This is a genomic window from Flavonifractor sp. An9 (genome assembly GCF_002161245.1).
GTDB lineage: Bacteria > Bacillota > Clostridia > Oscillospirales > Oscillospiraceae > Flavonifractor > Flavonifractor avicola.
In genome coordinates, this window is record NZ_NFHC01000026.1 from 1 (window position 1) to 20061 (window position 20061).

Consider the following 20061-nt stretch of genomic DNA (forward strand, 5'->3'; position numbering starts at 1 on the left):
GGGCTCCACAGCCGGAGACTCCGACGGGGCGGCGGAGGGCTCGGTCACCGGTGCGGAGGGGGTGACCTCGGGCTGCACGGAGGGGGTAACCTCGGCGGCGGGGGGAGCGCTCTTGCCCGCGGAGGGGATGAGCAGCAGACAGACGCATACCGCTGCGGCGGCAATGAGCAGGGGCAGGGTGGCGCCGGGGCCGTTTCTCTTGTTTTTCATGCGTTTGGGATGATAGGACTGGGACAATGAAGACACCTCGATCTGTATAAACTGGACCCGGCCGGGGGTCTTGTGTTTGCATCTGTTAGACGGCAGGGGCCAGTGAAAAGTTGAGGGAAAGCCAGTTTATTTTTTCAGAAAAAACGCCGGGGTATCCCCGGCGTTTTTGGGTGGGACTCAGTTCAGGCTGTCCAGCACGCTGCGAGCGGCGTCAGCGTCGGCGGCCACCACCAGCAGGGCGGTGTTGCCGGTCTGCTCCACGATGGCGTGGTTGAGCTTGTCCACCTCTCCGGGCATATAGCTCTCCAGGGCGGTGATCTGATCGCTGACCCGCTTATCCAGGGCCTCCTTGGCGGTCTTGGCGGCGGCCTCGTCGGTGAGGGTGAGCACGGCGATTTCCTCCGCGCCCATGGACAGGGAGGTGTACACCACGCAGTCGGTGATGGTGGAGGCGTCAATGCCGTACATGGTGGCGGCGGTGTCCTTGTCCAGGGTGTCCAGGGTGTCGCTGAAGGCGTCGGACTCCAGCAGAGCCTTGGCGGTGGCGGCAGGGTCATAGCTCTTGGCGCTTCCACCGCCTCCGCAGGCGGAAAGGGTCAGGCACAGGGCAAGCACGCCGGGCAGCAGTCGGGTCAACAGGTTCTTCATGGTTCTTTATCTCCTTCCATATCATCCGCATGGGTCTGTCCGGCCTGGTAGATCGCCGGGTCCACGGTGTGTTCCATCAGACAGGTCAGCCATGTTTCATACCAGGGACGCTTGAAGTGGATGCCGTCCGACGTGGCGTCGTCCGGCAGGGGGCCGTCGGCGGTGAGGGCGCTGTACACGTCCACCAGCACCACCTGATGTTCCCGGGCCAGCTGGGCAAACAGCTGATTAAAGGCCTCTACCCGGGCGTTGGTGATGCAGGAGGCCTGACCGTAGGCTTTGCATTTGGCCTCGTCTACCGGGGCCAGATTTTGCAGATAGACCACGGCATTGGGCTGGAGGGCCTTTACCTCCTCTATAAAGACGCCGAAGGTGCGCAAATAGTTTTCCTCATTGTAATAACCCAGCTCATTCATACCGAAGGCTATGTAGATTTTGCCAAACCGGGGACCCTTCTCCAGGGCTTCCACAATGGAATAGTCCTGTCCGTCCACCGTCACCAGGCCGGGATTGTTCACCCCGAAAATACTCAGTCCGGTGTAGACGTAGAAGGTGGCGCCCTTGACGCCGCTGTACAGCTCCAGCCCATGGGTGCGGGAGTCGCCGATGAACAGGGCGTCGGAGAAGTAGTCCATGTCCACCGGATCGGTCTTGGGGGCGGGCTGGGTAAAATCAAAGGCAGGTGTAGGGGTAGGCGTGGGGGTAGGGGTGACGGTGGCCGTGGGGAGGGGATCAGCCCCCTCCGCCGGGGCGCGGCTGAGCACCGGAACGGTCACCAGAACCACACCCAACGCAATGGCCGCCAGCACCAGGGGCAGACGGCGGCGGGGCGGCGGAGAGGAGTTGCCGGTAAGCTGGGAATAGAGCGAGCGGGACAAACAAAACACCTCGTTTGAAGTTTAAAAATCAGGGCCGTCCAGCACCAGCGGCAGCAGTTCCTCCAGCCTGGCGATCTCCCAGGTAGGGGTAACGGGGCCGGGATTGGGCAGATGGCGGGGGTTGTACCAGGCGGTATCCAGCCCCATGGCGGCGGCGCCGCCGATGTCGGAGGTCAGGTTATCCCCCACCATCAGGGCCCGGCTCAGGTGGGTGATGCCCAGGGCGTCCAGCACCGGTCGGAAGAAGGCGGGGCTGGGCTTGGAAGCGCCGATCTCCTCGGAGATAAAGAGATGGGGAATGAGTTCTTTCAGGGGGGAGCGGTCAAACCGGCCCCGCTGGGCCCGGGCCACGCCGTTGGTGAGGATGGCAAGAGTGCAGTGCTCCCCCAGGGCCCGGCAGACCTCCAGGGCGCCGGGGAGGAGAAAGGACTGCTCGCCCAGCCGGTCCAGATAGGTCCGGTTGAGGGCGGCGGGGTCGGCGTCCACCCCCAGGGCGGCGGTGAGCCGGGCAAAGCGCTCCACCACCAGCCACTCCCGGGTGGCCACTCCCCGGTCCAGCATGGCCCACAGGAAACTGTTGATGGACACATAGAGGGCCTCGGTCTCCGGGGGACAGGGGATGGAGAAGGCCTCCAGAGCCAGGCGCAGGGCCTCGTGCTCCGAGCGATCAAAATCGAACAGGGTATTATCTGCGTCCAGCAGGACGAAATCGTAGCGTCTCATGGGTGTTTGCCTCCTGACAGGCCCCGCCGGTGATTCTGGTAGTTGGTGACCAGGCGGGCCAGAGAGGCCACCATCAGCACGCCCACCGCCAGGGCCCCGGCCAGGCCCAGGGTGTGGAGCAGAGACTCCAGGAACAGGGAGGTCTCCCCGCTCATGGCGTGCTCCATGGTGTAGTAGATGCCGCCGCCGGGCACCAGGGGAAAGAGGGCCACCAGCAGATAGCTGGTCACCGGGCACCGGCGCAGACGGGCCATGATCTCCGACCAGGCGGAGATGGCCAGGGCGGCGAAAAAGGACTGGATGATGTCGCTGTGAACCAGGGGGGCGGCCAGCAGATAGACCAGCCAGCCCAGGGCCCCGCCGCCGGCGCAGATGAGCATACCCGCGGCTCCGTGGATGTTGAACAGCAGGGAAAAGCCGATGCAGGCCAGGAAGGCGTAGATACAGGGCAGATAGTAGGTAAACTCTTCCATGTCAGCCTCCCATCAGCATTCGGATCAGGCCCAGAGCCAGGGCGGTGCCCAGGGCGATGGCCGCTCCGATGAGCAAGGCCTCGGCGGCCTTGCTGATGCCGGCCACCATGTCGCCGGCCATAATATCCCGCATGGCGTTGGTAAAGGCAATGCCGGGCACCAGGGCCATCAGGGCGCCGATGATGATGCTGTCGGAATTCTGGCCAATGCCGGCGGCAGTAAGGGCCAGGGCCACAAAGGCGGACACCGCCGCGCCGGCGATGGTTTTGAAAAAGAGGTTGGCCCCCAGCTTGGAGGTGAAGGCCATACACAGGCAGATCACCATGCCGCAGAGTCCGCCGCACAGACCGTCCCATACCGAACCGCCGTAGAACAGGGAGAACATCCCGCAGCCCAGGAAGTGGGCCAGCAGCTGGACGGGCAGGGAGTAGACCTTGTGGGTGCGCTCGATCTCCCGCATACTGTCCAGGGCCTCCTCAAAGGGGGGCGTCTCCCGGCACAGGCGGCGGCACAGATCGTTATACCGCTCCAGCAGGTAGATGTCGGTGCCGTGGTTGGGCATCCGGCGAATCTGGGTCATAGGCTCCCCCTGGGGAGAGGTGAGACTGACGATGATGCAGTTGGGGATGGCAAAGACCTCCCCCCGCTCAGCCCCATAGGCCTGGAGCAGGCGGCTGATGGACTCCTCCACCCGGTAGATCTCCGCTCCGCTGAGCATGAGCCGGAAGCCCATTTCGCTTACGATTTCCAGCAGTTCGTTGTAGTCCGGCTTCAACGGGGAGACCTCCTTTCTGCAATAAAAGCGCGGCATTCCGGTGGACACCGGTTTACAGCTTATCACATTTCTGCCGGGATATCCATACCTTTCTCAGAAATATTACGCCCCCCTGAAAAAAGGGAAGTATTGAATGTAAAAATAGGATTTGGTACAATAACGGTATCAAGAAAGAGAGGAAAGAGAGGTGGTCTTATGCCGCCCAGGGAAAAGACGCCTGCGGAAAAAGCAGCGGAAAAAGCCCGTATTCTGGACGCCGCCCTGGACATCCTTGCGGCCGACGGCTATGAGGGCCTGACCATGCGCCGCCTGGGGCAGAAAATCGGCGCCTCAGCCACCAAGATCTATCTCTATTTTGTCAATAAGGACGAGGTATATCTGTCGGTGGTCATCGAGGGCTACCGCCAGCTGTGCGACAGCCTGCGGCAGGCTATGGAGACGGTCTCCGGCGGGGAGGCTCAGTTTGACGCCTTCCTGCATACCTATCTGGAGTTTGCGTGGAGCCACCCCACCTTTTACGAGGTGATGGCGCTGAAAAAGGTCCCCATGCAGGCCGATTACGCCGGTACGGAGATGGAGGAGGTGGCCCGGCGGAAGTATGAGGCGGGGATGGAGGTCTTTACCCTCACCCGGCAGGTGATGGAGCACTATCTGAGCGACAAGGGATATACCCTCCAGGTGTCCCGGGACGCGGCGGCCTTCTCCATCATCGTATTTCTCAACGGGCTGCTCAATACCTACTACAACAAGCTGGCTCACACCGTATTTTCCGACCTGGATCAGCTGCTGGGCGACTGCATCCGGCTGCTGAAAAATTCCTTCCGCAACAGCGCGCTGTCGGAAGGGGACCAATTCCAAGGCAAATCAGGTGAATGAAGCATGACGGAGGAAGAAAAGATCTTTGCGGGGAAGATGTTTGATCCCCGGCGGCAGGAGCTGAAGGACCTGAAGCACAAGGCCCATGAGGCCTGCCGGAAGTACAATTCCATGGACGAGTACGACCCTGACCGGGGGGAAGTGATCCGGGCCATTCTGGGCCGGGCGGGCAAGGCCTGCTACTTCCAGGGCCCTGTCCAGTTTAACTACGGCTGCCATACCTTTATTGGAGAGAACTTTTTCGCCAACTTCAATTTGATGGTGATGGATGATGCCAGGGTATTCATCGGGGACAACGTGTGCTTTGGGCCCAACGTGTCCCTGATGGCCACCAACCACCCCCTGCCCGCCCAGGAGCGCACCGGCCTGGACGGGGAGGGCCGCACCACCATGGCGGAGTTTGCCCGGGAGATCCACATCGGCAGCGGGGTGTGGCTGGCCTGCAACGTGGTGGTGCTGGACGGCGTCACCATCGGAGACGGAGCGGTGATCGGCGCGGGCAGTGTGGTCACCAAGGACATCCCCGCCGGCTGGCTGGCTTACGGCAACCCCTGCCGCCCCATCCGCCCCATTACGGCCGCCGACAGCAAACGGGAGCTGATCCTGGAGGAGGATCTAAACCACTTCGCCTGGAACCTCACAACATAAAAAAGTGCGCCGCATCTGCGGCGCGCTTTTTTCAGAAATTGCAGATGGATTTTACCTCTCTTTGGCGGAATGATTTGAGGAGTTATAGGAGAGCTTGCTATGGCACTGAATGCAAATATTCTATTATACGACGAACCCAGAAAGCTGAACACAAAAGCATCGGAAGAATACGTTCATGTCCGGTTTTCCTATCCTGATGTCCATAAAAAATGGGACGGTTGGGTTCCTGTTGAATATCGCAGAACAGGGGTTTCGATTCCGGTTGAGGATCATCAAGCCCTTGAGGAGCATTTAAATCACATCTATGCGCAAATGCACCCGTCTTTGTACCCCAAATGGGTGGCGGAGCAGGACAGGCTGTGGAATGCCACGCGCTCGGTAGAAACCAAAGAGACTTTCAATATCCTGAAAGACGGCCGCTGGCATTGCCGAAACTGTGAAATTTCCAATCCGAATTTTGCCCGAAGAATTCAGGATATCAAAGAGATGGGCTATACAGTCGCCACTCATATCAACTATCACTGCCCTGTATGCGGAAATCGCCGCAGCACGCGCCTGATGCTTTTGCCTATCCATCGGGTGGAGCTTGCGGGAAATGGTTATGAAACCTGGTCTCCAGCCCTTCGGAATCGGATCATCCGCGTGCTTGGGAGCGTTGATGTCTATGAGAACACCGTTAGCAGGAACTGCCTACCTGACCATAAGTTCTCAGAAATCCGATGGGATGACAAGACCAAGTCTGAAAATCCTGAGACCATGTCTGATGATGAGATCAGAGATAAGTTTCAGCTGTTGACCAATCAGAGAAATCAGCAGAAGCGGGAAGTTTGCCGCGCCTGTTTCCAGACCGGGAAGCGAGGCGTGATTTATGGAATTCCCTACTACTACGAAGGAACAGAGAACTGGGACCCTGCAATCCCCAGAAAGGGAAAGGAAGCAGAACGGGGGTGTATCGGCTGTCCCTGGTATGACATTGCAGCGTGGCGCAGGCATCTTTTAAATGCGTTGAAAGAAGCGCACAAATAAGAGAAAAGCGGAACGATGACGCGCCTGATTGCCATTGAATTGAGACTCATAATCAGCTAAAATGTAGAGACACAAGAACCAAAGGAGGTCATACACCTTTGATCAAAACTGTTGGCAGCGTTTGCTCCGGTATTGAAGCTGCATCAGTGGCCTGGGAACCTTTTGGCGTTCATTTTGATTGGTTTTCGGAAATTGCACCCTTTCCGTCCAGAGTCCTTGCTGAGAAATATCCCACAATCCCCAATTTCGGCGACATGAATGACATCCCGGATCAGATTGCGCAAGGGAAGATGAGCGCGCCTGATTTGATTTGCGGGGGGACGCCGTGCCAGGCATTTTCCCTGGCTGGATGGCAAAATGGGTTAAACGATGATCGTGGGAACCTTACCTTGAAATTTGTGGATATTATTGAGGCCAATGATACCGTTCGTATGTCGAGAGGACAGGGACGCTGCAAGGTCTTTTGGGAAAATGTCGAAGGAGTATTGGCTGACAAGACCAATGCCTTTGGCTGCTTGGTATCATCCCTTGCAGGTCTGGACCAAGTCCTGTCTGTAAAGGGCGGGAAATGGCCCAATTCAGGCCTGATTCGAGGGAATACCCGTAATGTTGCCTGGCGCGTTCTGGATGCTAAATTTTTTGGACTTCCCCAACAAAGACGCCGCCTTTATGTGATAGCCGGCGGCAAGGACTTCCATCCCGAAGATGTTTTGTTTGAGATCCACGAAAACGAACTGCCGGAATATCCGCAGTTTCCCTTGACGTTTGAAAAAGAAGGGCACCATTTTGAAGTGTTTAGGGCATACACAGATTGCTTGTATTCCGCGTATGGGACAAAATGGAATGGCAATGCGGCCGCATATAACGGCTCGTTGTTTGTGGTTCAGGATCACCGCATCCGCCGGTTATCTCCCCTTGAAACAGAGCGCCTGATGGGCTTCCCTGATCATTACACCGATCTTCCGAAAGCAAAAAAGACCAACCGATACCAGAGCACAGGAAATTCTTGGGCTGTACCGGTTGTCCGCTGGATCGGCAATCGCTTGATTCACGAAAACAGGCTTGGAATCAATCTCGATTCCTTCCAGTTTGCGTTATGCGCCCGTTCTGTCCGCATTTCCGATACCCAGGTTTTTTATGATTTTGGAAAAGACATTGTTCCTTTGGAGAACGGCTTGTCCTTGAATTGTTCTGCAATACCTGAGAACTGTACCTTTGCAGGAATGGACAGCATCGTATCTCCCGATGCGCCTGAAGATATTTATATTTCTCCCGTTGGTTGTTTTGGAATCATCCGCAGAAAAAAGGAACGGAATCTGAAAATCAATGCCCGGCTTGAGGAAGTGCTGCTTTCTATCTCATCCCAGATGTCCCCTGAAGAGATTGAAAAAAGATCCCGTGTGCAGCGCCGGGGACGTTTCAGCACACCAAATGAAGCAAAAGGGGCAGAGGTACAAAAATGTGCTGTCTGTGCAGGGGAATAGGAAACTCATAAAAATAGGGCTGGCACCCAAGGTGCCAGCCCTATTTTTTGACGTTTATGGATCAAAGACGGCGCTTCGCCGTCCGCCCCCTCCAAATAGGTTGTTGTACTGCACCTGCTGGTAGTCTTCAATGAGGGCGGTATAGTCGTTGGTCTCCAGATGGCTGTGGGCCTGCCCGGCTGTGTCCATGTAGCCCACAAAGGTGAGGGCGGGCAGCTGCTGCTGGAGCTGCCACAGATAGCCGTCGTACACCGTACCCTCAATGCCGGCGTACCGCAGCAGATAGAGGCTCAAAAAGTTCAGGCTGGTGATCTCCGGCCCCTCCTCCGGCAGGGGATAGTTGGCCCAGATCACAAAGGGCGTCTCATACTTGCCCATGTACTGGTTCATGTTCATCTGGTCCTGGGTGACGCCGTAGGCCTTGTCCAGGAAGCCCTGCTCCACCGAGGGCTGGTGGTCGCCGAACATGAGGATAATGGTGGGTTCCTCCTGGCTCTGGAAATACTCCACCAGGGTGCGGAAGGCCTGGTCGGTTTTGTTGGCCAGGGTGAGGTACTGCTCGGCCTGGGGGTACTTGCCCGGCTGGTCGGTGAGGGTGACCTGGGCGAGATAGTCCTCGGCGGTGTAGCTGCCGTGGTTCTGGATGGTGACGTTGAACAGGAAGAGGGGCTGCCCCTCCTCCTTGTGCTCAAACTCCCAAATAATCTGCTCAAAGTCGGACTGATCGCTGACATAGCCGTGTTCCATGGTCTGGGCCACGTCCATGTCGTCCACGCACTTGAACTGGTCAAAGCCCAGCTGGGGATAGGCCAGATTGCGCTGCCAGGAGGTGCGCTCACCAGGGTGGAAGGCCAGGGTGTCATACCCCTGGGCCTTCAGCAGGGAGGCCAGAGAGGCGGTGGGCCCCAGCACATACTGCTGGTAGGGGATGCTGCCCGAGGGCAGGAAGGCCATGGTGTTGCCGGTGAGGAACTCAAACTCGCTGGCGCTGGTACCCGCCCCGAATACCGAGGTATAGGTGTGGCCGAAGATGGAATTGTCCAGGGAGCGGATGTAGTCGGTGACGCTCTCGCTGAGCTGCAGATTGCCGTAGGACTCAAAATCGGCCCAGGACTCGTTCATGATGGCGATGATGTTGGGCTTTTGGACCGACACCGCCGCCGGCTTCAGGGGCTCCACCCCCTCCAGCAGGGTGTCCACGTTCTCCGAAGAGTAGCCCTCCGGCTCTTCCACCTCCAGAAACTCGGTATTGCGGTAAAAGACGGCCAGGCAGCCGCCGGTGCGGTAGGCCCCCGCCTGATCCCACACGTCGGTCTTGACCCCCAGCTTCTCCAGCTTTTCCGAGGGTAGCAGGAACATGAGGCAGGCCAGCCCCGCCGCCAGACAGGCCAGCCGCAGGGGCAGGCGCTTCCGGGTGGTGAGCCGCAGCCGGGCCTTGCGCCGCTCCGGGTGGAGGAACACCACCAGGGCGGCCGCCAGAAAGATGGCGACTCCCATCTGCCAGGTGAGGAACAGGTGGTAGTTGCCCGCCACGCTGGCGGCGGTACCCAGGGCAGAGAAGTCCCAGGGCAGGATGGGGGTGCCCCGGAAGGTGTTGACGAAGCAGTTGGCGGCGCCCCAGGACCCGGCGGCGATGTGGATGCCGATGGTGCAGGGGGCAATGCGCCCCACCAGGGCGCACAGCAGCCAGAACAGCAGAGCCACGCACAGGGCGTTGGCCACCAGTACGGGGAAGGTCAGAGCAAAAGGATTGGCTCCGTATGTAAACTGCATGAGCCACACGGCGGTAAAGGGGGTCAAAAGCAGAAAGACCGCCTGCCACAGCCGGTCCTTGCGCAGCAGGGAAAGGATTTGTTTACGGTTCATCATAGTATGGTACTCCGGTCATTTGGGAAGATAGTGTGCCATTATAGCGCAAAAAGCCCAGCTTGTCAAAGCCGACCGGTGAAAAAGAAACGGAAAAGGTCCCCCGGTACAGTTTGTACCGGGGGACGTGGCAGATTACAGCACCTTGGACAAAAATTCGATGGTGCGCTGTTCCTTGGGGTTGGCGAAGAAGGCGTGGGGCTCGTTCTGCTCCAGCACATGGCCGCCGTCCATAAAGAGGACCCGGCTGCCCACTTCCCGGGCAAAGCCCATCTCGTGGGTGACCACCACCATGGTCATGCCCTCGTCAGCCAGCTGCTTCATGACTTCCAGCACCTCGCCCACCATTTCGGGATCCAGAGCGGAGGTGGGCTCGTCGAACAGCATCACCTTGGGCTTCATGGCCAGAGCCCGGACAATGGCGATACGCTGCTTCTGGCCGCCGGAGAGCTGGGCGGGATAGGCGTCCGCCTTCTCCTCCAGACCCACCCGCTTCAGCAGGGCGGTGGCGGTGTCATCGGCCTCGGCCTGGCTCATCAGCTTGGTGCGGACGGGAGCCAGGGTAATGTTCTTCCGGATGGTCATGTTGGGGAAGAGGTTGAAGTGCTGGAACACCATACCCATCTGCCGACGGATCAGGTCGATGTTGGTCTTGGGGTCGGTGATGGCGGTGCCCTCAAAGGTGATGGTGCCCTTGGTGGGGGCCTCCAGCAGGTTGAGGCAGCGCAGGAAGGTGGACTTACCCGAGCCGGAGGGCCCGATGATGACCACTTTCTCCCCGGGATAGATGTGCTCGGAGATGTCGTCCAGCACCAGATGGTCCCCGAAGGACTTGGACAGATGTTTAACGTCTATCACTTTGACGCAGCCTCCTTTCCAGAATACCCAGCAGCCAGGTGAAGAGCATGACCATCAGAAGATAGATGATGGCGATGCCCAGATAGGGATACATCACATCGTAGGTCTTGCTGCCGATGGACTTGGCGGCATAGACCAGCTCCTTGCCGCCGATGGCGGAGATCAGAGCAGTATCCTTAAACAGGGTGATAAACTCGTTGCCCAGAGCAGGCAGGATGTTCTTAAAGGCCTGGGGAATGACAATAAAGCGCATGGTGTCCAGATAGTTCAGGCCCAGGGACCGTCCGGCTTCGCTTTGGCCGATATCCACGCTCATCAGGCCGCCGCGGACGATCTCGGCCACATAGGCGCCCGAGTTGATGCCCAGGGTGAGGGTGCCCACCAGGGTGTACTCACGGCTGCTTTTAAAGATGATAAAGCCCATAATCAGCAGCTGGACCATCATGGGGGTGCCGCGGATAATGGTAACATAGATTTTGCAGATCACGTTCAGTACGCCCAGGACGGGGTTGTGCCGGCCCAGACGCTGCTGATCGTGGGTGGTGCGGATTACAGCCACCACAACGCCCAGCACAATACCCAGGATCAGTGCCAAGGCGGTGATCCAGAGGGTGGTCAGCACGCCGTCCAGGTAGAACTGCCAGCGGTCCTCCTCAAAGAAGGCCTTGTAAATGCCCACGAAGGCGTCTTGCCACCAGGGCAAGTCCACGCCGTCTTTCAGCTGCTGTCCCAGGGACTCATAGAGTTGCGCCCAGTTCACAGAGATTCTCCTTTCTTACCTTTTCCGAATACGACCCGAAAAAGGACGGCCCGAAGGCCGCCCTTTTCAGTTGAACACGGATTTGTTGGTTGTCTCAGCCCTCAGCGGGGATATACTTGTCGATGATGGACTGCACGGTGCCGTCCTCAACCAGTTCGATCAGAGCGGTGTTGACGGCGTCCTTCAGAGCGGTGTTGCCCTTGGCAAAGCCGATGGCGTAGTTCTCGTTGGCGAACTCAGTGTCCAGAATCTTCAGACCGGGGTTGGCCTTCACATACTCCTGGGCGGGAGCGTTGTCGATAACCACACAGTCAACCTGGCCGTTCATCAGAGCCTGGATGGCAGCGGCGCCGTCGTCATAGGGGATCACGGCGTCCTCACCGTAGCCGCCGTTCTCGGGGGTGTCGGAGCAGTAGATGTAGCCGGTGGTGCCCATCTGGCAGCCGATCAGCTTGCCCTCCAGATCATCGATGGTGGCGATGTCGGAGTTCTCGGGGACAATGACGACCTGAATGCCGTTGGCGTAGGTGTCGGAGAAGTCCATGACCTCCAGACGGTCATCGGTCACAGTGACGCCGGCCATGACGATGTCGCTCTTGCCGGTCTGCACAGCCTGCAGGGCGGCGTCAAAGCCCATGTTGTCCACGACCAGCTCCAGGCCCAGCTTCTGGGCGATGGCGTAGGCAATCTCCACGTCGATGCCCTCATAGCCGGTGCCCTCGTAGCCTTCGCCGTCGCCCACCATCTCATAGGGGGGGAACTGAGCGTTGGTGCTCATGATCAGCTTACCGGCCTCCACGGTGGTGAACTCGCCGGAGGCGGCGGGAGTCTCGGTGTTGCCGGAGGGGGTCTCGGCGCTGCCGCTGTTGCCGCCGCCGCAGGCGGCCAGCAGAGACAGAGACATGACTGCGGTCAGGCCCATGAGGGCCAGCTTCTTGAAGTTCTTCATGATGTATTCTCTCCTATTCATTGCGTTTCACGCGATCCTCATTGCGTTCCTTGAATTAGGTGTCTCTTATTATACACCGTATGCAAATAAATGCAATATTTATTCATTCGTCAAACCCCACAAAAAACCTGGAAGTTTTCAGCCGGTCTCTCTCCGTGCCCGCAGGTGGGTGAAAAGGGTCACATAATGCTGTTATGTGAGAAAACAGGCCTGTTTTCAGCACCTGAAAGGGTTTACTTCCGGGAAAGTGATGTGGTATAATGACAGCGATATGTTTAGATATGGTTTTGAAAACCAGAAAGGAGGCCCACCTTGGAAGAGATCCGCGCATTAAAGGAGCGGCTGGAGGGGGAACGGCCGGTAGATTGGGAGGGTTTCCCCGATATCGGGCTGTATATGGACCAGCTTATCAACTATATGCCCCGCCAACTGATCCACTATGGAGAGGGGGAGGCCCTGACCTCCGCCATGGTGAATAATTATATTAAAGATGGGGCCATGCCCCGGGCGGAGGGCAAGCGGTACTCCCGTACCCATCTGGCCTACCTCACTGCCCTGTGCGCCCTCAAGCAGGTGCTGTCGGTGAAGGATGCCGGTCTGCTGCTGGCCGCGGCAGCTCAGGGGCGTGAGCCCAAGGAGCTGTACGAGCAGTTCCGTATGGAACTGGACCGTGCTCTGGACGTGACCGCCGGGTCCCTGGACCCCACCGCCGGGGAGGAGGACCTGCCCGGCCTGGCCCTGGCGCTGGCCCTGCGCAGCTACGCCGACAAACTGGCCTGCCAGCGTATTCTGGAACTGCTGCGGGCCAAACAGCCCCCCAATGAAAAAGAAAAGAAGAAAAAAGACTGAATACCGCTCAGATTTTAACAACGATGGAGGTTCTCTGAACAATGGGAGAATATGTGATCTTGACCGACTCCTCCGCCGACCTGACCGCCGAGCTGGTGGCCGAGCTGGGGGTGGAAGTGATTCCCCTGTCCTTCACTATGGAGGATAAGACCTACTTCAACTATCCCGACAACCGGGACATCGACCCGGCGGATTTTTATGCCCGCCTGCGGGGGGGCGCCATGGCTACCACCGCCGCCGTCAATGTGGCCGACTATACCGAGGCCATGGAGCCCATTCTGAAGGAGGGCAAGGACGTGCTGGTGCTGGCCTTCTCCTCCGGCCTGTCCGCCACCTGCCATTCCGCCCAGATCGCCGCCGGGGAGCTGATGGAGCAGTATCCCGACCGGAAGGTGTATGTGGTGGATACCCTGTGCGCCTCCCTGGGTCAGGGCCTGCTGGTGTGGTATGCCGCCAACCTGAAAAAGCAGGGCAAGACCATGGAGGAGGTACGGGACTGGACCGAGGAGCACAAGCTCAACCTGTGCCACTGGTTCACCGTGGACGACCTCCACTTCCTCAAGCGGGGCGGCCGCATCTCCTCCGCCACTGCCGTGCTGGGCACCATGCTGTCCATCAAGCCGGTGATGCACGTGGATAATGAGGGCCACCTCATTAAGGTAGGCACCGCCCGTGGCCGCAATGCCTCCCTCAAGGCCCTGGTGGACCACATGGAGCAGACCGTGCTGGATCTGAAGGGTCAGTCCATCTTCATCAGCCACGGCGATTGCCTGGCCGACGCCCAGAAGGTGGCCGATGATATCCGGGCCCGCTTTGGGGTGGAGGATATCGTCATCAACTATGTGGGTCCCGTCATCGGCGCCCACTCCGGCCCGGGCACCGTGGCCCTCTTCTTTATGGGGAGTGAGCGCTGATGGAGGATATCAAGTGGCTGGAAGTGGTGCTGGACACCACCGAGGAGGAACTGGACGGCCTGTGTGCCCGGCTCACCGCCAACGGCGTCACCGGCTTCGCCATTGAGGATGAAGAGGACTTCAAGACCTTCCTGGAGCAGAACCGTCAGTACTGGGACTATGTGGACGAGGACCTGATGGAGCGGATGAAGGGTGTGTGCCGGGTCAAGTTCTATGTCACCGAAGATGCAGACGGCAAGGCCCAGCTGGCGCGCTGGCTGGAGGGCATCGACAAGCCCTACACCACCGCATCCCTGGGGGACAACGACTGGGCTCACTCCTGGCAGAAGTATTATAAGCCCATGACCGTGGGCGAGAAGCTGTGGATCGTCCCTGAGTGGGAGCGGGATCAGACCCCGCCGGAGGGACGCACCCCGGTGTACCTCAACCCCGGCCTTACTTTTGGTACCGGCAACCACGCCTCTACCCAGCTGTGCCTCATGGGGCTGGAGGAGTATGTGGTGCCCGGCCAGCCGGTGCTGGATCTGGGCTGCGGCAGCGGTATCCTGTCCATCGCCGCCATGGCCCTGGGGGCCTCCACCGCCGTGGCGGTGGACATTGACCCCAAGGCGGTGGACGTGGCCTATGAGAACGCCGGGCTCAACGGCATCGGCAAGGACCGGTACACCGTCCGGGCGGGCGACGTGCTCTCCGACCAGGCTCTGGTGAAGGAGCTGGGCCAGCAGCGCTATCCCCTGGTACTGGCCAACATCGTGGCCGACGTCATCATGCCCCTGTCCGCCAAGGCGGGGGAGTGGATGACCGGGGACGGGGTGTTCCTGTGCTCCGGCATCATCGACACCCGCTCCGCCGAGGTGGAGGCCGCCCTGGAGCGCAACGGCCTGCACATCATCCGCCGCCGGGAGCAGAACGGCTGGGTATCCCTGGCCGCCAAACGGGCGTAATAAGAGGAAAAGGACGCACCGCAGCGCGGTGCGTCCTTTTGTTTTAGGGGTTTTATTGTAGAGAGCCATGATAGTTATAGTAGGCGGGTAAGGGCGGCCTTTATGGCCGCCCGCCGGTTTTCTGCCGGCATGAGTTCCCTCCAGAGTGAAAGGATTGCATTTTTTCCCGGGATATGATACACTTTTTCGGTACGATTTGAGGTCGCGCCCCGGGGAAAGAGGGCGTTGGGTACGAAAGGGAGTTTCGATGCCTGTGGGGACCTTGAATCAGGCAGACTGAAACGGAAAGGAAGTTTTGTACCCATGGAAATCAACGGCGAGCAGGTCAACGAGATCGTCAACTACGCCGACCTGGGCCTGTCCCCTGAGGTCATGAAGGCCATCGACAAGAAGGGCTACGTCCAGGCCACGCCGGTCCAGGCGGGCGCCATTCCCTATTTTATGGAGTGGAAGGACGTGATCGCCAAGGCCCCTACCGGCACCGGCAAGACCTTTGCCTTCGGCATCCCCATGGTGGAGCACATTGATTCGGACAACCAGGATGTGCAGGCCCTGGTGCTGGCCCCCACCCGGGAGCTGGCAGTGCAGATCCAGGAGGAGCTGCGGGACCTGTGCGAATTTAAGGAAGGGGTACGCACCGTGTGCCTCTACGGCGGCGCCCCCATCGACAAGCAGATCAACACCCTGAAGAAGCGCCCCCAGATCGTGGTGGCCACCCCCGGCCGCCTCATGGACCACATGAAGCGGCGCACCGTCAAGCTGGACAAGGTGGAGACGGTGGTGCTGGACGAGGCCGACCGGATGCTGGATATGGGCTTTGTCCGGGACGTGACCCGTATCCTGGACCAGCTGAAGCACCGGAAGAACCTGGGAATGTTCTCGGCCACCATCAGCCGGGAGGTGATGGACATCTCCTGGGTGTACCAGCGGGACCCCATTGAGATCACCGTCCGCCCGGTGGAGGAGTCCAAGCCCGACATCACCCAGTACCGCATCGATCTGGACGGCCGGGAGAAGAAGCTGGACACCATCGTGGCCCTCATCACCCACGGGGAGTACGAGCGGGCCATTGCCTTCTGCAACACCAAGAACATGACCGACCGGCTGGCCGGGCTGCTCCAGATGCGGGGAATTTCCTGCCAGGCCATCCACGGCGATATCCAGCAGCGGGTGCGTGAAAAGACCCTGGACAAGTTTAAAAAGGGCGAGATCAAGGTGCTGGTGGCCACCGACGTGGCCGCCCGTGGCCTGGACATCGACGACGTGGACGCGGTGTTTAACTACGACGTGCCTGACGAGATGGAGAACTACACCCACCGCATCGGCCGTACCGGCCGTGCCAAGCGCCACGGCGTGGCCTACACCTTTGTGGCCACCGTCACCGAGAGCGTCCGCATGGACGAGATCATCCGCAATACCAAGGCGGAGGTTCAGCGGCTCAAGTACGATCAGGACGGCTGCCTCATGCTGGTGGAGCAGCAATAAATCGTTGAATGGGCGGCCTTTGGCCGCCCATTTTCCTGCTTCCGGACCGGTTCGCCGGATTTCCCTTGCCAATTTCCGGAGGCCATGATATCATGTCGGCATACTGGGGCAGAATGATTTGCGGCACAAATGCCGTGTTCTGTCTCTTGCCTGAAACAGAGAGGAGTGTTCCTATGGTAGAGATCCGTCCCTCCCGGCCCGACGAGGCCCAGGCCCAGAAAGACCTGTGGCGGGCCGCCTTTGGGGAGGACCCCCGCTATATTGACTGGTTCTATGAATGCTGCTGGCGGCCGGAGGACACCCTCCTGCTGCTGGAGGACGGGAAGCTGGCCTCCATGCTGGCCCTGCTGCCTCAGACCATCCACCTGCCCGACGGCGGCACCGCCTCCGCCTGGTATGTCTACGCCCTGGCTACCGACCCCAATGTGCGCAGCAAGGGCTATGGCCGGCAGCTTCTGCTCTATGTGGACGAGTTTTTGAAGGCCCGGGGGGCTGACTGCGTGACTGTGGTGCCCGCCGAGGCTGGGCTCTTTAAATTTTTCGGCATGGTGGGCTATCTGCCCGGCTTTTTCACCCGCAAGGTGGAGCTGCTGCGGAGCATGGCCGCGCCCGCCCTCCCGGAGGACAAGGTGGAACCCGTCAGCCCGGCGGAGTACAACGCCATCCGGGAGGCGGCGCTGGCAGGCCTGCCCTTTGTCTCCTACAGCCAGGAGCTGATCCGCTATCAGGAGGGAATGGGCAAGATCACCGGCGGCGGTCTGTACCGCGTCACCGTGGGAGAGTTCCAGGGCTGTGCCGCCGCCGAATATCTGAACCAAGAGAGCGTTCTTTTTAAGGAATTGCTGCTGCCGCCGGAGCATATGCCCCGTGGTCTGGCCGCCCTGGCCGCCCAGATGCCCGGTCAGCGGTGCTTCGTCCGCACCCCGGCCCAGTGGGACGGGATGCAGGGCAGCTATCTCCAGCCCTTCGGCATGGTCAAGTGGTATGACCGGGAGAAGGGCGCCCTGTGGGGGGAGGAGACCCATGGCTATATGGGCCTGGGCTTTGATTGACCGCTTCCGCGGCGAACGGATGCGCGGACGGATGGGGAACGCCCCCATCCGTCCGCGCATTTTTTGGTATGGATTTTGCAGCCGGACGGTGGGGCAAGATGCAAAGCCGGGGTTTTGCAGGAATTCCGTTAAAACGAATATGCGGGGCAAAATCGTGAATATTTATAAGGGAATTTCATTGCATTAGCGAGAAAAAGTGTCGAAAAGCAGGCGATACAAGGGAAGAAAGCATCCGATGTCGAAGAATGAAATGGACAATTATGCAGAAAAGTGTCTTTCCGACAAGGACAGCTGCAAGATTTGACGGCGATTCCATCAAATTCAGGCGGCAGAACTCTTGACGGAAGGTGTTAATTACGATAAAATAAACAGACGTTTATTGTGGGGCATTCGCGGAAAACGAACAGAGACTGGTATAGGAAGTGAAGAAATGGCAAAATATGTTTTGAAAAGAGTGCTGATGGCAGTGATCACCCTGTTCATCGTCATCTGCCTCACTTTTTTCCTCATGAACGCCATTCCGGGCAACCCCTGGCTGTCTGAGAAGACCCCATCTCAGGCCACCATCGATGCCTTGAATGAGAAGTACGGCCTGGACAAGCCGGTCATTGTCCAGCTGGGCTATTATCTGGGGGATATCGCCCACGGCGATTTCCGTAACTCCATCAAGATGCAGAAGGACCGGCCGGTGCTGGACATCATCACCACCATGTTCCCCCTGTCTGCTAAGATCGGTATCATTGCCATCAGCTGGGCCATATTGGTGGGCGTCCCATTGGGCTGTCTGGCCGCATATAAACGAGGTACCTGGGTGGACAGCCTATTACGAGTAATATGTACCATAGGTATCTCCATGCCGGGATTCGTGGTAGCAACCATATTGCTACACGTATTTACCGGCGGCATTGAGGGATTCAAGATATTCCCAACCGGCTTTGACGGCAGCTGGCAGAGCTATGTACTGCCCTGCGCCGCTCTGGGCTTCTATCCCATGTGTTACCTGTCCCGTCAGACCCGTACCGCCATGCTGGACTCCATCAACCAGGAGTACATCAAGACGGCCCGGGCCAAAGGTCTGAAGAACAAGAAGATCATCTTCAAGCACGCCCTGCGCAACGCCCTGATCCCCGTCATCACCTACCTGGGCCCCCAGATTGCCTTTACCCTGTGCGGCGGCTTTGTGGTGGAGAAGGTGTTCTCCATCCCCGGCCTGGGCCGCTACTTTGTAATGTCTATTCAGGCCCGTGACTACCCCATCATTATGGGCACCACCATCTTCCTGGCGGCTTTCGTTATTGTGATGAACCTGTTGGCCGACCTGCTGTACAAGCTGGTGGATCCTCGAATCAATCTGAGCAAGGGAGGGAACTGAGTTGGCTGCTCGTAAACATAAAAAAGTCCTTGGCTCCCTGCAGCCTGACATTGAGGATATCCTGGACTGGAACAAGCTGCCCGACAATGCTTTTGAGCCGGCCAGCGCACAGGAGAAGGAGAGTTTTATTCAGGACCGCAAGAGCGTGTCCTACTGGAAGGACGCCTGGCGCCGTCTGCGCCGCAACAAGGTGGCTATGGTGGCCATGGTCATCGTGATCCTGATTGCCCTGTTTGCCTTTGTGGGCCCCATGATTGTGCCCTACGGCTACGATGAGCAGATCCGCGGCGCCAACAACCTGCACCCCTGGCACTACTCTCTGGAGGACAGAATGGCCCAGGACCCGGATGCTGCCATTAAGGCGGCCCGGGCCGAGGCTGAGGCTGAGGGCCGCGAGCTGACCAGCATTGAGGAGGCCCAGATTCGGGCCAAGATCAAGGCTGGTGGCACACAGGAACTGAAGCCCCACCTCTTTGGTTATACCGACGAGGAACTGCAGCGCAAGGCCAATGGCGAGTTTGTCTTCCCCCATGTGTTCGGCTGCGATATGCACGGCCGCGACATTATGGTGCGTACCATGATTGGCGCCCGTGTGTCCATGATCGTGGGTATCTGCTGTGCCCTCATCGTGCTGGTCATCGGTGCGCTGTATGGTTCCATCTCCGGCTACTGCGGCGGCAAGGTGGACGCCGTTATGCAGCGTATCGTGGAGATCATCTACTCTGTCCCTGAGGTGCTCATCATCCTGCTGCTGGGCGCTACCCTCAAGCCCATTTTGGAGGATTTCCAGAACTCGGGCGACGGTTTCTTCCAGAACATGGTCACCATTCTGGGCCCCAACCTCATCGCTATTTTCATTGCCTTTGGCCTTTTGTACTGGGTGACCATGAGCCGTATCATCCGCGGCCAGATTCTCCAGCTCAAGCAGCAGGAGTACGTCACCGCTGCCCGTGCTCTGGGTGCCAAGGGCGGGCGCATTATCAAGCGCCACCTGCTGCCCAACTGTGTGGGCCAGATCGTGACCACCACCTTCCTGCAGATCCCCTCTGCCATCTTCACTGAGTCCTTCCTTTCCTTCCTGGGTATGGGTGTTTCCGCCCCCATGACCAGTCTGGGCTCCATGTGCTCCGATGGCCTGAGCGGCCTGCAGAGCTATCCCTACCGTTTGTTTATTCCTGCCGCCATCCTGAGCATCCTGATTCTCTGCCTGAACCTGTTCGGCGATGGCCTGCGTGACGCTCTGGACCCCCGCCTGAAGAAGTAAGAAAGGA

The 20061-nt window shown here is 58.9% G+C and carries 21 protein-coding genes; 11 read left to right on the plus strand and 10 right to left on the minus strand.

All coding sequences use genetic code 11. The features are described 5' to 3' along the window. From B5G40_RS16975 to B5G40_RS14010, 6 genes are all read right to left on the minus strand, one after another. The coding region (locus B5G40_RS16975; RefSeq protein ID WP_206407256.1) for a hypothetical protein at positions 1-210 on the minus strand (210 nt) is incomplete at its 3' end. Between the two features lie 177 nt (positions 211-387). Beyond that, the gene (locus tag B5G40_RS13990; RefSeq protein ID WP_087188496.1) at positions 388-858 is read right to left on the minus strand and encodes a DUF4358 domain-containing protein; all 471 of its coding nucleotides are present in this window, start codon (positions 856-858) and stop codon (positions 388-390) included. Continuing rightward, the gene (locus B5G40_RS13995) at positions 855-1736 is read right to left on the minus strand and encodes a GDSL-type esterase/lipase family protein (RefSeq protein WP_087400149.1); all 882 of its coding nucleotides are present in this window, start codon (positions 1734-1736) and stop codon (positions 855-857) included. Before B5G40_RS13995 ends, B5G40_RS13990 begins: the two co-directional genes overlap by 4 nt. A gap of 21 nt (positions 1737-1757) precedes the next feature. Next, positions 1758-2459, minus strand: coding sequence for a YjjG family noncanonical pyrimidine nucleotidase (locus B5G40_RS14000; protein ID WP_087331373.1), 702 nt, complete (start codon positions 2457-2459; stop codon positions 1758-1760). Then, positions 2456-2932: a threonine/serine exporter family protein gene (locus tag B5G40_RS14005; protein ID WP_087188493.1), complete on the minus strand. Its 477-nt coding sequence runs from the start codon at positions 2930-2932 to the stop codon at positions 2456-2458. Before B5G40_RS14005 ends, B5G40_RS14000 begins: the two co-directional genes overlap by 4 nt. A gap of 1 nt (position 2933) precedes the next feature. Beyond that, complete coding sequence (locus B5G40_RS14010; RefSeq protein ID WP_206406187.1) at positions 2934-3707, minus strand: threonine/serine exporter family protein; 774 nt, start codon at positions 3705-3707, stop codon at positions 2934-2936. A gap of 195 nt (positions 3708-3902) precedes the next feature. Between B5G40_RS14010 and B5G40_RS14015 the strand changes: the two genes are divergently transcribed. The 4 genes from B5G40_RS14015 to B5G40_RS14030 all read left to right on the plus strand — a co-directional run bounded on the left by B5G40_RS14015 (position 3903) and on the right by B5G40_RS14030 (position 7741). Further along, on the plus strand, positions 3903-4583 hold the full coding sequence (locus B5G40_RS14015; protein WP_087400152.1) for a TetR/AcrR family transcriptional regulator: 681 nt from the start codon (positions 3903-3905) through the stop codon (positions 4581-4583). A 3-nt stretch (positions 4584-4586) separates the two neighbouring features. Beyond that, a complete protein-coding gene (locus B5G40_RS14020; protein ID WP_087400154.1) occupies positions 4587-5231 on the plus strand; it encodes a sugar O-acetyltransferase in 645 nt (214 codons plus the stop codon). A 99-nt stretch (positions 5232-5330) separates the two neighbouring features. Further along, positions 5331-6257: a restriction endonuclease gene (locus B5G40_RS14025; RefSeq protein WP_087400155.1), complete on the plus strand. Its 927-nt coding sequence runs from the start codon at positions 5331-5333 to the stop codon at positions 6255-6257. Positions 6258-6355: 98 nt separating this feature from the next. Next, positions 6356-7741 carry a DNA cytosine methyltransferase gene (locus tag B5G40_RS14030; RefSeq protein ID WP_087400157.1) on the plus strand — a complete coding sequence of 462 codons (1386 nt, stop codon included), beginning with the start codon at positions 6356-6358 and terminating at the stop codon, positions 7739-7741. 54 nt (positions 7742-7795) lie between these two features. Here the strand turns inward: B5G40_RS14030 and B5G40_RS14035 are convergent, their stop codons facing one another. The 4 genes from B5G40_RS14035 to B5G40_RS14050 form a co-directional block, all read right to left on the minus strand. Then, positions 7796-9610, minus strand: coding sequence for an LTA synthase family protein (locus tag B5G40_RS14035; protein ID WP_242959448.1), 1815 nt, complete (start codon positions 9608-9610; stop codon positions 7796-7798). A 132-nt stretch (positions 9611-9742) separates the two neighbouring features. Further along, positions 9743-10465 carry an amino acid ABC transporter ATP-binding protein gene (locus B5G40_RS14040; protein ID WP_087270697.1) on the minus strand — a complete coding sequence of 241 codons (723 nt, stop codon included), beginning with the start codon at positions 10463-10465 and terminating at the stop codon, positions 9743-9745. Beyond that, positions 10452-11174 (minus strand): amino acid ABC transporter permease, encoded by a 723-nt coding sequence (locus tag B5G40_RS14045; RefSeq protein ID WP_343212821.1) that lies wholly within the window; start codon positions 11172-11174, stop codon positions 10452-10454. Before B5G40_RS14045 ends, B5G40_RS14040 begins: the two co-directional genes overlap by 14 nt. Positions 11175-11319: 145 nt before the next feature. Continuing rightward, positions 11320-12174 (minus strand): ABC transporter substrate-binding protein, encoded by an 855-nt coding sequence (locus B5G40_RS14050; RefSeq protein WP_087400159.1) that lies wholly within the window; start codon positions 12172-12174, stop codon positions 11320-11322. Positions 12175-12486: 312 nt separating this feature from the next. Between B5G40_RS14050 and B5G40_RS14055 the strand changes: the two genes are divergently transcribed. The 7 genes from B5G40_RS14055 to B5G40_RS14085 all read left to right on the plus strand — a co-directional run bounded on the left by B5G40_RS14055 (position 12487) and on the right by B5G40_RS14085 (position 20054). Next, the gene (locus tag B5G40_RS14055; RefSeq protein WP_087188486.1) at positions 12487-13023 is read left to right on the plus strand and encodes a DUF1836 domain-containing protein; all 537 of its coding nucleotides are present in this window, start codon (positions 12487-12489) and stop codon (positions 13021-13023) included. A gap of 41 nt (positions 13024-13064) precedes the next feature. Continuing rightward, positions 13065-13937 (plus strand): DegV family protein, encoded by an 873-nt coding sequence (locus tag B5G40_RS14060; protein WP_087188485.1) that lies wholly within the window; start codon positions 13065-13067, stop codon positions 13935-13937. After that, on the plus strand, positions 13937-14881 hold the full coding sequence (gene prmA, locus B5G40_RS14065; RefSeq protein WP_087400161.1) for a 50S ribosomal protein L11 methyltransferase: 945 nt from the start codon (positions 13937-13939) through the stop codon (positions 14879-14881). Before B5G40_RS14060 ends, prmA begins: the two co-directional genes overlap by 1 nt. Before the next feature lie 303 nt (positions 14882-15184). Continuing rightward, complete coding sequence (locus tag B5G40_RS14070) at positions 15185-16366, plus strand: DEAD/DEAH box helicase (RefSeq protein ID WP_087400163.1); 1182 nt, start codon at positions 15185-15187, stop codon at positions 16364-16366. 173 nt (positions 16367-16539) lie between these two features. Beyond that, entirely contained in the window at positions 16540-17418 is an 879-nt protein-coding gene (locus B5G40_RS14075) for a GNAT family N-acetyltransferase (RefSeq protein ID WP_087400165.1), read from the plus strand. A gap of 430 nt (positions 17419-17848) precedes the next feature. Beyond that, positions 17849-18790 carry an ABC transporter permease gene (locus B5G40_RS14080; protein WP_087330203.1) on the plus strand — a complete coding sequence of 314 codons (942 nt, stop codon included), beginning with the start codon at positions 17849-17851 and terminating at the stop codon, positions 18788-18790. Position 18791: 1 nt separating this feature from the next. Then, positions 18792-20054 carry an ABC transporter permease gene (locus tag B5G40_RS14085; RefSeq protein ID WP_087330205.1) on the plus strand — a complete coding sequence of 421 codons (1263 nt, stop codon included), beginning with the start codon at positions 18792-18794 and terminating at the stop codon, positions 20052-20054. The last annotated feature ends 7 nt before the right edge of the window (positions 20055-20061 follow it).

What these genes read in the sequence shown, in the direction of transcription:
- B5G40_RS14060 (WP_087188485.1), top strand. Translation starts at nt 13,065, where the DNA reads ATGGGAGAATATGTGATCTTGACCGACTCCTCCGCCGACCTGACCGCC.
- B5G40_RS14020 (WP_087400154.1), top strand. Translation starts at nt 4,587, where the DNA reads ATGACGGAGGAAGAAAAGATCTTTGCGGGGAAGATGTTTGATCCCCGG.
- B5G40_RS13990 (WP_087188496.1), bottom strand. Translation starts at nt 858, where the DNA reads ATGAAGAACCTGTTGACCCGACTGCTGCCCGGCGTGCTTGCCCTGTGC.
- B5G40_RS14015 (WP_087400152.1), top strand. Translation starts at nt 3,903, where the DNA reads ATGCCGCCCAGGGAAAAGACGCCTGCGGAAAAAGCAGCGGAAAAAGCC.
- B5G40_RS14075 (WP_087400165.1), top strand. Translation starts at nt 16,540, where the DNA reads ATGGTAGAGATCCGTCCCTCCCGGCCCGACGAGGCCCAGGCCCAGAAA.
- B5G40_RS14025 (WP_087400155.1), top strand. Translation starts at nt 5,331, where the DNA reads ATGGCACTGAATGCAAATATTCTATTATACGACGAACCCAGAAAGCTG.
- B5G40_RS14070 (WP_087400163.1), top strand. Translation starts at nt 15,185, where the DNA reads ATGGAAATCAACGGCGAGCAGGTCAACGAGATCGTCAACTACGCCGAC.
- prmA (WP_087400161.1), top strand. Translation starts at nt 13,937, where the DNA reads ATGGAGGATATCAAGTGGCTGGAAGTGGTGCTGGACACCACCGAGGAG.
- B5G40_RS14080 (WP_087330203.1), top strand. Translation starts at nt 17,849, where the DNA reads ATGGCAAAATATGTTTTGAAAAGAGTGCTGATGGCAGTGATCACCCTG.
- B5G40_RS14050 (WP_087400159.1), bottom strand. Translation starts at nt 12,174, where the DNA reads ATGAAGAACTTCAAGAAGCTGGCCCTCATGGGCCTGACCGCAGTCATG.
- B5G40_RS14000 (WP_087331373.1), bottom strand. Translation starts at nt 2,459, where the DNA reads ATGAGACGCTACGATTTCGTCCTGCTGGACGCAGATAATACCCTGTTC.
- B5G40_RS14005 (WP_087188493.1), bottom strand. Translation starts at nt 2,932, where the DNA reads ATGGAAGAGTTTACCTACTATCTGCCCTGTATCTACGCCTTCCTGGCC.
- B5G40_RS14035 (WP_242959448.1), bottom strand. Translation starts at nt 9,610, where the DNA reads ATGATGAACCGTAAACAAATCCTTTCCCTGCTGCGCAAGGACCGGCTG.